Origin of the sequence: Nocardioides sp. YIM 152315, from assembly GCF_029210375.1 — a bacterium.
GTDB lineage: Bacteria > Actinomycetota > Actinomycetes > Propionibacteriales > Nocardioidaceae > Nocardioides.
Window position 1 is genome coordinate 527552 of record NZ_JARGER010000043.1, and the last position, 14505, is coordinate 542056.

Consider the following 14505-nt stretch of genomic DNA (forward strand, 5'->3'; position numbering starts at 1 on the left):
CCAGAGCCCCGACGCCACGACAAGGGACACCCTGTCCGCCTAGGCCCCCGACCTGACGGACAGATCGTCCCCGGCGGGGCACCATGGGCGGATGATGCCGACGCTGCGCGACGTGCTCGCACTGCCCTCCTTCCGGTCCGCCTCGGTGGAGGTCGTCACCGGCGACCTCGACGCGGTCGTGCGGTGGGTGCACTCGTCCGAGGTCTACGAGATGGGCGGCCTCCTCGCCGGCGGCGAGGTCCTGCTCACCTCCGGGCTCGGCCTGCACGGACGGACCGCCGACCAGCTCGTGGCGTACGTCGACCAGCTCGCCGACGCGGGCTGCGTGGCACTGGGGATGGAGATCGGACGCTCGTTCTTCGACGTGCCTCCCGAGCTGGTCGACACGGCCCGCCGGCGCGGGGTCGCCTTCCTGGCCTTCCACTCCGTCGTCCCGTTCGAGCGGATGGTCGAGGACTTCCACGACCTGCTCGTGCGCCGCAAGCTCGGGTCCGCCCGCTCGGGCGAGGCGATCTGGCAGGAGCTTCTCGCGCCGGTGATGCTCGGCCAGGGCATGGCCGTGCTCCTCGACGCGATCGCGCGTCTCGCCGGCTGCACCGTCGAGCTCGTCGACACCGACGACCGGGTGGTCGGCCGGAGCCGGATCGCCGTACCGGCCGCCGACACCGACGTCGTCGTGGCCGAGGTGCGGGTGCAGACCGGCACGACCGGCCGGCTGGTGCTGCGCGGCCGGAGCACCGCGCGGCGCACCGCCGTCGCCCAGCGGGCGGCCGCCGCCGTCGCGCTCGAGCTCGGCCGCCATCCCGGCGTCGGGCAGCGCCCCTCCCTGTCCCAGGCGATCGTCACCGACCTCGTCGCCGGCTCCCTGGTGTCGGCGGGCGACCTGCACGAGCGGCTCACCGACCTCGGCTGGGCCCCCGGCGAACGTCAGCACGTGCTGACCGCGGCCGTCGACGTCGACCCCCGGACACCCGTGCAGGAGCTGCTGCCCCCCGTGCGCGACGCGGTCCAGCAGGTGCTGGGCCCCTGCGTGGCGGGGGTCGCGGGCAGCCAGGTCGTCGTGCTCGCGCACGGCTGGCAGCGCGCGGAGCCGCCGCGGGTGCGCGCGGCGTTCGTGGAGGTGTACGACGCCGTGCTGACCGGGGCGGGCGACCTGGCCGGCGCCGTGCGCACCCTCGCCGTGGCCACGCCCGTCGTCGACCTCGCCGAGCTGGGCGCCGCCGTCGCCCAGGCCCGGGAGGTCGTGCAGATCGCACGCCGGTTCGGCACCCGGACCGGCGTGCTCCTGACCCGCGACGTCGGCGTGCAGCGGCTGCTGGCCGCCGGGCCCGGCTCGGCGCTCTCGGCGTTCGTCTCCGAGCAGCTCGGCCCGATGATCGACCACGACCGCGAGACCTCCGGAGACCTGGTCCGGACGCTCGACGCGTTCGTCAGCCACGGCGGGAGCAAGTCGCGGACGGCCGCCGCGCTCGGCATCCGGCGGCAGTCGCTCTATGCCCGGCTGGCCAAGGTCGAGCGGCTGCTGGGGGTCTCACTGGACGACGCCGGTCAGGTGGGCTGCCTCTCGGTGGCGCTGACGGCGTGGCGGATGCGCACCGGCCTGGACCTCCAGGCGGCGTTCGACCGCAAGCCGGCCTAGCGCGGCGCTACGGGGCCGCGGCGCCCAGGTGCTGGCGCGCGAACTCGAGCGACTCCCGCAGGTCGCGCTCGCGCTCGACCCGGTCGGCGCACTTGCGGGTGTTGATCTCCAGCACGATCTCCCCCGCGAACCCGGTCGTCGCCAGGTGTCGGAGGAAGGCGTCGGCACCGGTCGTCCCCCGGCCCGGGACGAGGTGCTCGTCCTTCGCCGACCGCGTCCCGTCGGTGAGGTGGACGTGCCTCAGCCGCTCGCCGAGGCGGGTGGCCATCGCGACCACGTCGGCGTGGGCGATCGAGGCGTGCGACAGGTCGATCGTGGTGTTGGCGTACGGCTGCTCCGACGGATCCCAGCCGGGCAGGTACATCTCCATCGAGCGGCCGGAGGTGCGCCACGGGTACATGTTCTCGACCGCGAACGCCAGCCCCGTCGACGCCTCCAGCGCCGCGATCCCGTCGACGAAGTCGCGGGCGTAGGTCTTCTGCCAGCGGAACGGCGGGTGCACGACGACCACCTCGGCGCCGACGGCGTGCGCCATCTCCGCCGACCGCTCGAGCTTGCCCCACGGCTCGGTGCCCCAGACCCGCTGGGTGAACAGCAGGCAGGGGGCGTGCACGGCGGAGATCGGCATGTCGTGGTGCTCGGAGAGCTGTCGGATCGCCGCGGTCTGCTGGCTGAGCGCGTCGATGCCGACCATCACCTCGATCGCGTCGTAGCCGAGCCCGGCGGCGTACGAGAAGGCGTGCGCGGACGACTCGGGGTAGACCGAGACCGTCGAGAGTCCGATGCGCGGCACGTGCCTCACCCCTGCGCGCTGATCTGGTCGAGCCGCTCGAGGATCACACCCTCGCGCAGCGCCCACGGGCAGATCTCGAGCGCCCCGAGCTCGAGGATGTCCATCACGGCCTCGGCGACGAGCGCTCCGGGCAGCATCTGGTGGGCCCGGCCGGCGGAGACGCCGGGCAGGCCAGCGAGCTCGTCGTGCCGCATCGCGGCCAGCTTGGGGATCCACTCGACGACGGCGGCCAGCGGAAGCGACCGCGGCACCATCGGCCCCTCGGCCGACGGCGCGGCGCCGCAGATGCGCGCCAACGAGCGGAAGGTCTTCGAGGTCGCGGCCGCGTGGTCGGGCGGGCCGTGACGCAGCAGCCGCCCGGCGTCGCGCGCGACCCCCGCCCGGACCTGCTTGCGCAGCGCGCGCAGCGCGTCGTCGTCGACGGGAGCGGCCCCGAGGTGCTGGCGAGCGAGGCGGGCCGCGCCCAGCGGCAGCGACCACGCCACCTCGGGCTCCTCGTCGGCGCCGCCCGCGATCTCCAGCGACCCGCCGCCGATGTCGAAGACCCACAGCCGACCGGCGGACCAGCCGAGCCACCGTCGTACGGCGAGGAAGGTCAGCCGTGCCTCGTCGTCACCCGACAGCACCGGGATCGGCAGACCCGTGCGCTCGGCGATCTCGCGCAGCGCCGCCTCGGAGTTGATCGCGTCGCGGACCGCGGAGGTCGCGAACGCGAGCATGTCCTCGCAGCCCTTCTCCTCGGCCACCCGCTGTGCCTGCGACGTGAACGCGGCCAGGGCGTCGATCCCCTGCCGGGACACGGCTCCCGTGGCGTCGAGGTGCTCGGCCAGGCGCAGCGGCTCCTTGTAGGAGTACGCCGGCAGCGGCGCCGCGCCGCGGTGCGCGTCGACCACCAGGAGGTGTCCGGTGTTGGACCCGATGTCGAGGACCCCCAGGCGCATGGATCCCACGCTACTAGGCCGTGTTGATCAATTCCGCGCCTGCTACGCGACGCGCTGGACGCACGCTGACTGCGTTGCCGTCGCTCGGAAGACGAACGGGTATGCCGTCGCTCCGGCGCCTTGTCATCGCACGCCCATCGCGCCGCTCGCGACGGCGCTCACTCGATCAACACGGCCTAGGGACGCAGGGATCTCCACGTAGGGTTGGGTCGTGCCCGAAGTCGACCTGGTCTTCCCCCGCGCCTACGTGGAGTTCGTGAACCCGGCCGACGAGTCCGAGGTGCTGCGCTGCGACCTCACCTGGCTGACGTCGAGCTACCGGTGCATCTTCGGCGAGGGGTGCCAGGGCATCTACGCCGACGCTCCCGACGTCGGCTGCTGCACGCTCGGCGCCCACTTCGCCGACAAGGCCGACGAGCAGCGGGTCGCGGCGTACGTCGACCTGCTCGACGAGGAGCTGTGGCAGCAGAGGCCGCGCGGCCGGTCCGTGAAGAAGAAGGACTGGATCGAGCTCGACGAGGACGGCGAGCGCAAGACGCGCACGACCGAGATCGACGGCCAGCAGGCGTGCGTGTTCCACAACCGCAGCGACTTCCACCTGGGGGCCGGCTGCGCGCTGCACGCCCTGGCCTACGTGCTCGAGAAGAACCCCGTCGAGACCAAGCCGGACGTGTGCTGGCAGCTGCCCATCCGGCGGACGTTCCGCACCGTGGAGCGCCAGGACGGCACGACGTACACCGAGGTCTCGATCGGCGAGTACGACCGCCGCGGCTGGGGTCCCGGCGGCCACGACCTCGACTGGTACTGCTCCGGCAACACCGAGGCGCACGTCGCACCCGAGCCCGTCTACGTCACCCACGAGGCCGAGCTGACCGAGCTGATCGGCAGGCCGGCGTACGACGAGCTGGTGCGGCACTGCGACGCTCACGTGCGGTCCCGTTCGGCCCTCGCGTTGCATCCCGCAGATCCGCACTGAGGACCTCTCGACGTCAAGAAACACCGACCCCGGTGTCCCGGCTTGTCAAGAGGCCGCACAGAATCTCTTGCATGCGCCTGGACCATCTTTCTTTCGCCGCAGGACCGGATGGCCTCGCCAGCACTGCCCAGCGACTCGGGGGACTGCTCGGCAAGGAGTTCGTCGACGGCGGGGTTCATCCCCGCTTCGGGACCCGCAACATGATCCTGCCCCTGGCAGGTGAGACCTACCTCGAGATCGTCGAGGCCCTCGACCACCCGGCGTCCGACAAGGCACCGTTCGGCCAGGCGGTCAAGGCCCGCTCCGCGCTCGGCGGCGGCTGGCTCGGCTGGGTCGTCGCGGTCAAGGACATCTCGGTCGTCGAGACCCGGCTCGGCCGGGAGTCCGCCCACGGCAACCGGCACCTGCCCGACGGCTCCGAGCTCCTGTGGAAGCAGATCGGCGTCAACGGACTGATCGCCGACCCGCAGCTGCCGTTCTTCATCGAGTGGGAGAGCCCCCTCCACATGCACCCGAGCACGGGCGCCGACACCACGTTCTCCCTTGCCTGCCTGGAGATCGCGGGCGACCCGCTGCGCGTCAGCGAGTGGCTGGGCGAGTCGGTCGAGGCGCCGCTGGAGGACGTCAAGGTCGAGTGGGTCGCCCCCAACGGCACCCCGGGCATCCTCGCCGCGCAGGTGCAGACGCCCCACGGCCTCGTCCGCCTGTGACGCGACGCTGAGCATCTCCCCCGGGGCGCGTCCGAGCCCCAACATCTGGCACCACACCGCGACGTACGAGACCGAGAACCGCGCCGTCGACCCCGACGGCGCCCTCGAGGCCGCCATGCGGACGGTGGCGTCGTGGGACGGGCGGGCCGTCCTCGACGTCGGGTGCGGCAGCGGCTTCCACCTCCCACGGTTCGCGGAGACCGCGGCCTCGGTGACCGGTGTCGAGCCGCACGGTGACTTGGTCGCGCTCGCCCGTCGGCGGACCCGGCGGCTCGCGAACGTCACCGTGCGGCAGGGCACGGCGCAGGCCCTGCCGTTGCCGGACGCGTCGGTCGACGTCGTCCACGCGCGCTGGGCCTACTTCTTCGGGCCCGGCTGCGAGCCCGGCCTGGTCGAGCTCGACCGCGTCGTACGACGGGGTGGCACGGCGTACGTCATCGACAACGACCCGACCCGGTCGACCTTCGGCACCTGGTTCCGCCGCGGCTACCCGGAGGTCGATCCCGAGGCGGTCGAGCGCTTCTGGTCCACCCGCGGCTGGACCCGGATCCCGGTCGACGTCCGCTGGTCGTTCGTCTCGCGAGCCGACCTGGAGAGCGTGGTGCGCATCGAGTTCACCGCGTCGGTCGCGCAGGCCGTCCTCGCCGAGCACACCGGCACCGAGGTCGACTACGCCGTCAACGTGTGGTGGCGCACCTTCTAGCTCGAGCCGCGCACCGCGAGCGTCGGGGTGAGCATCACCCCGGGACCGACGACCGCCGGATGGGCCAGCAGCCCCTCGAGCGCCGAGACCACGTGGACCGCGACGTCCTCGAGCGGCTGCCGCACCGACGTCAGGCCCGGCGGCACGACCTGGGCGACCTGCGAGTCGTCGAAGCCGACGACGGCGACGTCCGCCCCGGGCCGCAGCCCGCGGTCCCCGAGCGTGTGCAGCACCCCCATCGCGAGCGTGTCGGACGCGCACACGAACGCCGACGGCCGCGCGCTGCCGAGCAGGTGCGCGCTGGCCTCCCGGCCGGACGCGATGGTGTCCTCGACCCGGGACGCGAGGCCGGTCGTCGCCAGCCCGCGCCCGTGCATGGCCCGCGTCCAGCCCGAGCGACGGTCCTCGCCGATCCGGGAGTCCTTGCGCCAGCCGATCCAGGCGATCCGGTCGTGGCCCTTCTCGAGCAGGTGGGCGGTGGCCAGCTCGGTGCCGGCCGCCCCGTCGACGTCCACCCACGGGTGCCGGGCCTGGTCGGTGCCGGGGCGGAGGGCGTCCCACGGGCGCCCGAAGGCGACGAACGGCGCACGGCGCTCCTCGAGCCAGGCGGCCTGCGGGTTGCCGAGGTAGGTGTCGGTGACGACGAAGGCGTCGACCGCGGTCGAGCGGAGCAGCGCGTCGTACCCCACCACGGGGTCGCCGCCGTCGCCGGCGAAGAGCAGCACGTGGTAGCCCGCCTCCCGCGAGGTCTCGACCAGGGAGTGCACGAAGCGGTCCATGGTCGCGTTGGCCGTGCCCTCCTGGGCCGGGCCGATCCGCATCCCGATCAGCTGCGAGGTGCGGGTGCGGAGGTTGCGGGCGGCGCGGTTGGGCGAGTAGCCGAGGACGGCGATCGCCTCCTGGACCCGGGCCAGGGTGTCGGGCCGGAGCAGGTCGGGGTTGTTGATCGCGTTCGAGACCGTCTGGCGCGAGACCCCTGCGCGCTCGGCGACGTCGGCGAGGGTCGGCGGCGTGACGGGCATCGGCAGGCGCGGGTAGGCGCGGCCGACGACGGGCTCGTTCCTGGACACCCCCACCTCCTCGACACACGCAGGGTGGCCTTGATCGATCCAATGACACCACACCTCGTCGTCCCCTCCCACGGATGTCGGCGCCGCCGCCTAGCGTGTGCGCCATGCCGAAGACCGCCAGACCTGCCTACCGCTGCTCCGAGTGCGGCTGGGAGACCGCGAAGTGGGTGGGACGCTGCGGCGAGTGCCAGGCCTGGGGCTCGGTGGCCGAGGCCGCCGTCGTCCGCACCGGCCGCACCACCGCGAGTCCCGTCACCGCGCCCGCCGTCCCGATCGGCCAGGTGTCGGTCGAGGAGTCGTCGTTCCGCACCAGCGGCGTGCCGGAGCTCGACCGGGTCCTGGGCGGCGGTCTCGTGCCCGGCGCCGCGATCCTGCTGGCAGGTGAGCCCGGCGTCGGCAAGAGCACGCTGCTGCTCGAGGTCGCGGCGCAGACCGCGCGCTACCAGCGGCGCACCCTCTACGTCACCGGCGAGGAGTCCGCGGCCCAGGTGCGGCTGCGGGCCGACCGCACCGGCGGCGTGCACGACGCCCTCTTCCTGGCGGCCGAGACCGACCTGGGGGCCGTGCTCACCCACATCGAGCAGGTCCGGCCGACCCTGCTGGTCGTCGACTCGGTCCAGACCATCGCCGCCGCCGGCGTCGAGGGCGTGCCCGGTGGTGTCACCCAGGTCAAGGAGGTGGCCGCGGCCCTGATCCGCGTCGCGAAGACCCGCAACATCACCACGGTCCTCGTCGGCCACGTCACCAAGGACGGCTCGATCGCCGGGCCTCGGGTGCTCGAGCACCTCGTCGACGTGGTGCTGCACTTCGAGGGCGACCGCAACTCCCGGTTCCGGATGGTGCGCGCGATGAAGAACCGCTTCGGCCCGGTCGACGAGGTCGGCTGCTTCGACCTGACCGCCGACGGCATCAGCGCGGTCACCGACCCCACGGGGCTGTTCGTCGAGAACCACCACACCCAGGTGCCCGGCACCTGCGTGGCGGTCTCGATGGAGGGGCGCCGGCCCATGCTGGCGGAGGTGCAGGCGCTGGTCACGCACAGCGCCGCGGAGCGACCACGGCGTACGACCTCGGGCCTGGACTCCTCCCGCGTCGCGATGGTGATGGCGGTGCTCCATCAGCACTGCGGCGTCCGGCTGCAGACGATGGACGTGTTCGCCTCGACCGTCGGCGGCGCCCGCGTCGTCGAGCCGGCCAGCGACCTCGCCGTCGCCGTGGCCCTCACGTCCGCGTTCCGGGGCCTCCCCGCGCCCCGCGGGATGGTCGCCATGGGCGAGATCGGGCTCGCCGGCGAGCTGCGCCGGGTCCGCGACCTCCCGCAGCGCCTCGCCGAGGCGGCCCGGCTCGGCTTCCAGCTCGCGGTCGTGCCCGCCGAGCCCGGCCGCAGCGGTCCGCGCTCACCGGAGTCGTGGACGGTCGACGGGATGCGGGTCATCGACGTGCCCGACGTGCGCTCGGCGCTGCGGCTCGTCGACCTCGTGGCCGACGGGGGCCCGAGCCGGCCCCACCCGCTGTGAGCACCCCGCTGTAGGCGCACCACTGTGAGCGATCTGTGACCTCTCCCACGGCCCGCACGCCCTAGACTGACCGCGCGGGGCCGATCCGGACGCGCCGCGCCTTGGTCCAACGGGGAGGAACGTCGAGGTGGCCACCGACCGCTCTGACGAGCAGTTGCGCCTGCGCGCGACACTGGCGACGATCGCGCCGGGCACGCCGCTGCGCGACGGCCTCGAGCGCATCCTGCGCGGCCGGACCGGCGCCCTCATCGTGCTCGGCCACGACAAGGTGGTCGAGTCGATCTCCACGGGCGGCTTCACGCTCGACGTCCCGTTCACGGCGACCGGAATGCGGGAGCTCGCGAAGATGGACGGCGCGATCATCGTCGACAAGGACGTCACCCGGATCCTGCGCGCCGCCGTCCACCTGATGCCCGACCACACGATCCCGTCGGAGGAGACCGGCACCCGGCACCGAACCGCCGACCGCGTGGCCCGACAGGCGGGCTTCCCCGTCATCTCGGTGTCCCAGTCGATGCAGATCATCGCGGCGTACGTCGGGGAGACCCGGCACGTGCTCGAGGACTCCGGCCAGATCCTGTCCCGTGCCAACCAGGCGCTGGCGACCCTCGAGCGCTACAAGCTCCGCCTCGACGAGGTGTCGAGCACCCTCTCCGCCCTGGAGATCGAGGACCTCGTGACCGTCCGCGACGTCGCGGTCGTCGCCCAGCGGCTCGAGATGGTCACCCGCATCGCCCGCGAGATCGAGGACTACGTGCTCGAGCTCGGCACCGACGGCCGGCTGCTGTCGCTGCAGCTCGAGGAGCTGGTCACCGGCGTCGACACCGAGCGCGAGCTCGTCATCCGCGACTACCTCCCCGTCGGCCGTCGGTCGCGTACGCCGGAGTCGGTGCTCGCGCGCCTCGAGTCCCTGTCGTCGACCGAGCTCGTCGATCCGGCGGCCGCCGCCCGCGCGCTCGGCCTCGGCACCGGCGAGCACCTCGACGGGGCGGTCGCCCCCCGCGGCTACCGGCTGCTCGCCAAGGTTCCGCGGCTGCCCAGCACCGTGGTCGACCGGCTCGTCGACCACTTCGGCACGCTGCAGAAGCTGCTCTCGGCGGGCATCGACGACCTGCAGGCGGTCGACGGCGTCGGCGAACTCCGCGCCCGCAGCGTCCGCGAGGGCCTCTCCCGGCTCGCCGAGTCGACGATCCTCGAGCGCTACGTCTAGGGCTCGACGGCACCGCTCGGCGACTGCTTGCCACCCGGCGACTGCTTGCCGCTCGGCGACTGCGTCGGCGTCGCCGTCTTCGTGATCGTCACCGCGGTCGGGGTCTTGAGCTCGAACTGCAGGTCGGACGGCTCGCCACCGAGCGCCGCGGCGGTCACGTGGTACCAGCCGGGGTAGGCCCACGTCGTACCCACCGTGCAGGTGTCGTCGGAGCGCTTGGCCTGCTTCCACACGAGACCGACCCGGGTGGTGACCGCCTTGCGGACGACGACGTCGCGACGCGGCATCGCCCGCGGGCACTGGCGGCTGCTCCAGATCGGGTCCTTGCCCGAGGTGATGTTCACGGTCAGCGCGTTGGGCGCCACCCGCCAGGTGCAGGCCTCCGCGGTGATGGTGCGCAGCTGGAGCACGATCATCACGTCACGGCCGGCGACGGCGTTGCCGACCTTGGGGGTGACCGCGATGTCGGAGCCGACGCACTCCCCGGTCGGCGCCGCGAGCACCGGGGCCTCGCTCGTCTGCCTGCCCTTCCCGGGCTTGCCCTTGCCCGTCCGGGTGGCAGTCGGCGGCGCCGGGGTCCCGCTGTCGGCGACCGTCGGGGCGGACGACGACGGCGAGCCCGCGGAGAGCTCGGCCTCGTCGTCACCACCCTTGGCGTCGCTGCCGCCGCCGAGCATCCGGGCGATCGCGACGACCAGGAGCACCGCGGTGCCCAGCACCAGGGCGCGGCGCACCCAGTAGACGCGGGCCGGCAGCGGTCCACGGGTCAGGCCAGGCATGACTCAAACGCTAGTCAGCGGCCCCGCCGTCGGCGTGCTGCCACACCGGGGACAATGGTCCTGAGATGAGCCTTCTGCACGAACCGGTCCTGCGCTGGTACGACGCCCACGCCCGGAAGCTCCCGTGGCGCGGCCCCGCCGCCTCACCGTGGTCGGTGATGGTCTCGGAGTTCATGCTCCAGCAGACCCCGGTCAACCGGGTGCTGCCGGTGCACGCGGAGTGGCTGCGCCGCTGGCCGACCCCGGCCGGCCTCGCCGCCGAGCCTGCGGGCGAGGCCGTCCGTGCCTGGGGCCGACTCGGCTACCCGCGCCGGGCCCTGCGCCTGCACGCCGCCGCCGCCGCGATCGTCGAGCAGCACGACGGCGCGGTGCCCTCGTCGTACGACGAGCTGAGGGCGCTGCCCGGCATCGGCGACTACACGGCGGCCGCGATCGCGAGCTTCGCCCACGGTCGGCGCCACGTCGTCCTCGACACCAACGTCCGCCGGGTCCTCGCGCGCGCCGTCCAGGGCGTGGAGTTCCCGTCGACCTCGGTCACCAGGGCCGAGCGCGAGGTCGCGCTCGAGGTGCTGCCCGACGACGAGGCCACCGCGGCGACGTGGTCGGTCGCGGTGATGGAGCTCGGCGCGCTGGTCTGCACGGCCGCCAACCCGCGCTGCCGCGACTGTCCGGTCGCCGACCGGTGCGCGTGGCGGGCCGCCGGACACCCGGCGTACGACGGGCCGCCGCGCAGGGTGCAGACCTGGTCCGGCACCGACCGCCAGTGCCGCGGCCGCCTGCTGGCCGTGCTGCGCGAGAGCGAGGGCCCCGTGCACCGTTCACAGCTCGACGCCGCCTGGCCGGAGGAGGGCCAGCGGATCCGCTGCCTCGCCTCCCTGGTCGCGGACGGCCTGATCGCACACGTCGGCCCCGACACCTACGCCCTCCCCTGAGACCACGCTGACCCGCCCGAAAGTTTCGGGCGGGTCAGCGTCGATCAGGAGTCGCTGCGGGGGACGTCCGAGCCGCTCTCGGAGTCGTCCGGGCCGTCGGTCGCGGCGTCGGACGAGCTGACCTCGGCGGTCTCGAACGGCGGCAGGTCGGGCAGCTCCCCGACCTTCTGGCCCGCGAAGGTGAAGGTCGCGGTCGGGCCCTCGCCCTCCACGTCGACGAGCACGATCTGGCCGGGGCCGACCTCGCCGTACAGCATCTTCTCGGCGAGCACGTCCTCGATCTCGCGCTGCACGGTGCGACGCAGCGGGCGCGCGCCCAGGACCGGGTCGAAGCCCCGCTCGGCGAGCAGGTTCTTCGCGGGCTGGGTGAGCTCGATCCGCATGTCGCGGTCCTTGAGTCGGACCTCCACCGCGCCGATCATGTTGTCGACCATGTGGATGATCTGCTCCCGCGACAGCGGCGGGAACACGATGATCTCGTCGACGCGGTTGAGGAACTCCGGGCGGAAGTGCTGCTTGAGCTCGTCCTGCACCTTGTTCTTCATCCGGTCGTAGTCGCCCGGGCCACCAGCACCGCCGGCGAAGCCGAGGTTGACGCCCTTGGCGATGTCCTTGGTGCCGAGGTTGGTGGTCATGATGATGACGGTGTTCTTGAAGTCGACCACCCGGCCCTGCGAGTCGGTCAGGCGACCCTCCTCAAGGATCTGCAGCAGGCTGTTGAAGATGTCGGGGTGCGCCTTCTCGACCTCGTCGAAGAGCACGACGGAGAACGGCTTGCGGCGCACCTTCTCGGTGAGCTGGCCACCCTCCTCGTAGCCGACGTAGCCCGGGGGCGAGCCGAAGAGCCGCGAGACGGTGTGCTTCTCGCCGAACTCGGACATGTCGAGCTGGATCAGCGCGTCCTCGTCGCCGAAGAGGAACTCCGCGAGCGTCTTGGACAGCCAGGTCTTACCGACGCCGGACGGGCCGGCGAAGATGAACGAGCCGCCGGGGCGCTTGGGGTCCTTGAGGCCGGCGCGGGTACGCCGGATCGCGCGCGACAGCGCCTTGACCGCCTCGTCCTGGCCGATGACGCGCTTGTGGAGCTCGTCCTCCATCTTGAGCAGCCGGGTCGACTCCTCCTCGGAGAGCTTGACGATCGGGATGCCGGTCGCCACGGCGAGCACCTCGGCGATCAGCTCCTCGTCGACCTCCGCGACCTCGTCCATGTCGCCCGCGCGCCACTGCTTCTCGCGCTCGGACTTCTTGAGGATCAGCTGCTTCTCCTCGTCGCGCAGGCGCGCCGCGGCCTCGAAGTCCTGGCCGTCGATCGCGGCCTCCTTGCGCTGGCGGACCTCGCCGATCTTGTCGTCGTACTCGCGCAGGTCTGCGGGCGCCGTCATCCGGCGGATCCGCAGCCGCGAGCCGGCCTCGTCGATCAGGTCGATCGCCTTGTCGGGCAGGAAGCGGTCGGAGATGTAGCGGTCGGCCAGCGTCGCGGCCGAGACGAGCGCCTCGTCGGTGATCGTCACCCGGTGGTGCGCCTCGTAGCGGTCGCGCAGGCCCTTGAGCATCTCGATCGTGTGGGCGATCGACGGCTCGGCGACCTGGATCGGCTGGAAGCGGCGCTCCAGCGCGGCGTCCTTCTCGAGGTACTTGCGGTACTCGTCGAGGGTGGTCGCGCCGATCGTCTGCAGCTCGCCGCGGGCCAGCATCGGCTTGAGGATGCTCGCCGCGTCGATCGCGCCCTCGGCGGCGCCGGCGCCCACGAGGGTGTGGATCTCGTCGATGAACAGCACGATGTCGCCGCGGGTGCGGATCTCCTTGAGTACCTTCTTCAGGCGCTCCTCGAAGTCTCCGCGGTAGCGCGAGCCGGCGACCAGCGCCCCGAGGTCGAGGGTGTAGATCTGCTTGTCCTTGAGCGTCTCTGGCACGTTGCCCTTGACGATGTCCTGGGCCAGGCCCTCGACGATCGTCGTCTTGCCGACGCCGGGCTCGCCGATCAGGACCGGGTTGTTCTTCGTACGGCGGGACAGGATCTGCATGACCCGCTCGATCTCCTGCTCGCGCCCGATGACCGGGTCGAGCTTGCCCTCGCGCGCGTCCTGGGTGAGGTTGCGGCCGAACTGGTCGAGCACCAGCGAGGACGACGGGGCGTCGCTCTGCGAGCCGCCGGTCGTGGCGCCGGCGCCGGCGGCCTCCTTGCCCTGGAAGCCCGAGAGCAGCTGGATGACCTGCTGGCGGACCCGGTTGAGGTCGGCGCCCAGCTTCTGCAGCACCTGGGCCGCGACACCCTCGCCCTCCCGGATCAGGCCGAGCAGGATGTGCTCGGTGCCGATGTAGGAGTGGCCGAGCTGCAGCGCCTCGCGCAGGGACAGCTCGAGCACCTTCTTGGCGCGCGGGGTGAAGGGGATGTGACCGCTCGGGGCCTGCTGGCCCTGACCGATGATCTCCTCGACCTGCGCGCGCACCGCCTCGAGCGAGATGTCGAGGCTCTCGAGCGCCTTGGCGGCCACGCCCTCACCCTCGTGGATGAGGCCGAGCAGGATGTGCTCGGTGCCGATGTAGTTGTGGGAGAGCATGCGGGCCTCTTCCTGGGCCAGCACGACCACCCGACGGGCTCGGTCTGTGAACCGCTCGAACATGCGCATCTCTCCTGAAGCTTCTGGCGGGGCTACGTGGGCTTTCAACCCCACAGACAGCCTACGCGTTCCCCAGCAGCGTCCAATTCAGTCCGCTGACAGCGAACAGTCGGGTTTGTGGGGCCGTCCGGGAAACCGGTTGCCCCGCCCCGGAACCGGCGTGGTAGGCGTGGAATGACCTGTCCACCACCTCTCGGGAGGACGCATGCGCACCAAGCTCGCCCTGATCGTCGCAGCGACGGCCACGCTCGTGCTCGGCCTCACGCCCGCGGCGTACGCCGCCGACCACAGCATGGTCACCAATGACCGCGTGACCCCGGCGGAGGATCCGATCGGCAGCATGTGGTTCAACGAGCACGGCGACGTCGTGACGCTGTGCGACCGCGACGCCGACGGCGTGAAGCCGACCCTGCACGTGGCGCTCTACGACCCCTACGACCCCGAGGAGTACGTCCTCACCGTCGGCGGCGAGGACAACTGCGTGACCCGCAAGGCCAGCTCCGGGAGCCGGTTCAACCTGCCCGAGGACACCGACATCGGCTTCCTGATCTGCAAGTACCCCGACGGCTACTGCAACGCCGCCACCTGGCACAACGACCACTGACGCCAGGTCA

The 14505-nt window shown here is 72.5% G+C and carries 13 protein-coding genes; 8 read left to right on the forward strand and 5 right to left on the reverse strand.

The genetic code is table 11. The features are described 5' to 3' along the window. Positions 1-91 precede the first annotated feature (91 nt). Positions 92-1639 (forward strand): PucR family transcriptional regulator, encoded by a 1548-nt coding sequence (locus PZ894_RS21510; protein ID WP_275747940.1) that lies wholly within the window; start codon positions 92-94, stop codon positions 1637-1639. Positions 1640-1646: 7 nt separating this feature from the next. Here the strand turns inward: PZ894_RS21510 and PZ894_RS21515 are convergent, their stop codons facing one another. Both PZ894_RS21515 and PZ894_RS21520 read right to left on the reverse strand, forming a co-directional pair. Continuing rightward, positions 1647-2432 carry a sugar phosphate isomerase/epimerase gene (locus PZ894_RS21515; RefSeq protein ID WP_275747941.1) on the reverse strand — a complete coding sequence of 262 codons (786 nt, stop codon included), beginning with the start codon at positions 2430-2432 and terminating at the stop codon, positions 1647-1649. A 5-nt stretch (positions 2433-2437) separates the two neighbouring features. Then, positions 2438-3373, reverse strand: a complete 936-nt coding sequence (locus PZ894_RS21520; protein ID WP_275747942.1) for a Ppx/GppA phosphatase family protein — start codon at positions 3371-3373, stop codon at positions 2438-2440. A 211-nt stretch (positions 3374-3584) separates the two neighbouring features. On the opposite strand from PZ894_RS21520, the gene PZ894_RS21525 reads away from it, so the two are divergent. The 3 genes from PZ894_RS21525 to PZ894_RS21535 all read left to right on the forward strand — a co-directional run bounded on the left by PZ894_RS21525 (position 3585) and on the right by PZ894_RS21535 (position 5762). After that, on the forward strand, positions 3585-4349 hold the full coding sequence (locus PZ894_RS21525; RefSeq protein ID WP_275747944.1) for a hypothetical protein: 765 nt from the start codon (positions 3585-3587) through the stop codon (positions 4347-4349). Positions 4350-4420: 71 nt separating this feature from the next. Then, the gene (locus PZ894_RS21530; protein WP_275747946.1) at positions 4421-5059 is read left to right on the forward strand and encodes a VOC family protein; all 639 of its coding nucleotides are present in this window, start codon (positions 4421-4423) and stop codon (positions 5057-5059) included. A gap of 115 nt (positions 5060-5174) precedes the next feature. Next, on the forward strand, positions 5175-5762 hold the full coding sequence (locus PZ894_RS21535) for a class I SAM-dependent methyltransferase (RefSeq protein WP_275747947.1): 588 nt from the start codon (positions 5175-5177) through the stop codon (positions 5760-5762). On the opposite strand, the gene PZ894_RS21540 is transcribed toward PZ894_RS21535, so the two are convergent. Further along, positions 5759-6832 carry a LacI family DNA-binding transcriptional regulator gene (locus PZ894_RS21540; protein ID WP_275747949.1) on the reverse strand — a complete coding sequence of 358 codons (1074 nt, stop codon included), beginning with the start codon at positions 6830-6832 and terminating at the stop codon, positions 5759-5761. The genes PZ894_RS21535 and PZ894_RS21540 overlap by 4 nt on opposite strands. A 104-nt stretch (positions 6833-6936) precedes the next feature. Here PZ894_RS21540 and radA point away from each other — a divergent pair, with 104 nt between their 5' ends. Together radA and disA are read left to right on the forward strand one after the other, a co-directional pair. After that, on the forward strand, positions 6937-8349 hold the full coding sequence (gene radA / locus PZ894_RS21545; RefSeq protein WP_275747951.1) for a DNA repair protein RadA: 1413 nt from the start codon (positions 6937-6939) through the stop codon (positions 8347-8349). Positions 8350-8476: 127 nt separating this feature from the next. Further along, positions 8477-9559 (forward strand): DNA integrity scanning diadenylate cyclase DisA, encoded by a 1083-nt coding sequence (gene disA, locus PZ894_RS21550; protein ID WP_275747953.1) that lies wholly within the window; start codon positions 8477-8479, stop codon positions 9557-9559. Here the strand turns inward: disA and PZ894_RS21555 are convergent. Further along, positions 9556-10338, reverse strand: coding sequence for a hypothetical protein (locus tag PZ894_RS21555; RefSeq protein WP_275747954.1), 783 nt, complete (start codon positions 10336-10338; stop codon positions 9556-9558). The genes disA and PZ894_RS21555 overlap by 4 nt on opposite strands. 65 nt (positions 10339-10403) lie before the next feature. Between PZ894_RS21555 and PZ894_RS21560 the strand changes: the two genes are divergently transcribed. After that, positions 10404-11270: an A/G-specific adenine glycosylase gene (locus PZ894_RS21560; RefSeq protein ID WP_275747955.1), complete on the forward strand. Its 867-nt coding sequence runs from the start codon at positions 10404-10406 to the stop codon at positions 11268-11270. 44 nt (positions 11271-11314) lie between these two features. Here the strand turns inward: PZ894_RS21560 and PZ894_RS21565 are convergent, their stop codons facing one another. Then, positions 11315-13894 (reverse strand): ATP-dependent Clp protease ATP-binding subunit, encoded by a 2580-nt coding sequence (locus tag PZ894_RS21565; protein WP_275747956.1) that lies wholly within the window; start codon positions 13892-13894, stop codon positions 11315-11317. Positions 13895-14096: 202 nt separating this feature from the next. Between PZ894_RS21565 and PZ894_RS21570 the strand changes: the two genes are divergently transcribed. Further along, complete coding sequence (locus tag PZ894_RS21570) at positions 14097-14495, forward strand: hypothetical protein (protein WP_275747958.1); 399 nt, start codon at positions 14097-14099, stop codon at positions 14493-14495. Positions 14496-14505 lie beyond the last annotated feature (10 nt).

What these genes read in the sequence shown, in the direction of transcription:
- PZ894_RS21560 (WP_275747955.1), top strand. Translation starts at nt 10,404, where the DNA reads ATGAGCCTTCTGCACGAACCGGTCCTGCGCTGGTACGACGCCCACGCC.
- PZ894_RS21530 (WP_275747946.1), top strand. Translation starts at nt 4,421, where the DNA reads ATGCGCCTGGACCATCTTTCTTTCGCCGCAGGACCGGATGGCCTCGCC.
- radA (WP_275747951.1), top strand. Translation starts at nt 6,937, where the DNA reads ATGCCGAAGACCGCCAGACCTGCCTACCGCTGCTCCGAGTGCGGCTGG.
- PZ894_RS21510 (WP_275747940.1), top strand. Translation starts at nt 92, where the DNA reads ATGATGCCGACGCTGCGCGACGTGCTCGCACTGCCCTCCTTCCGGTCC.
- PZ894_RS21565 (WP_275747956.1), bottom strand. Translation starts at nt 13,894, where the DNA reads ATGTTCGAGCGGTTCACAGACCGAGCCCGTCGGGTGGTCGTGCTGGCC.
- PZ894_RS21520 (WP_275747942.1), bottom strand. Translation starts at nt 3,373, where the DNA reads ATGCGCCTGGGGGTCCTCGACATCGGGTCCAACACCGGACACCTCCTG.
- PZ894_RS21555 (WP_275747954.1), bottom strand. Translation starts at nt 10,338, where the DNA reads ATGCCTGGCCTGACCCGTGGACCGCTGCCGGCCCGCGTCTACTGGGTG.
- PZ894_RS21570 (WP_275747958.1), top strand. Translation starts at nt 14,097, where the DNA reads ATGCGCACCAAGCTCGCCCTGATCGTCGCAGCGACGGCCACGCTCGTG.
- PZ894_RS21535 (WP_275747947.1), top strand. Translation starts at nt 5,175, where the DNA reads ATGCGGACGGTGGCGTCGTGGGACGGGCGGGCCGTCCTCGACGTCGGG.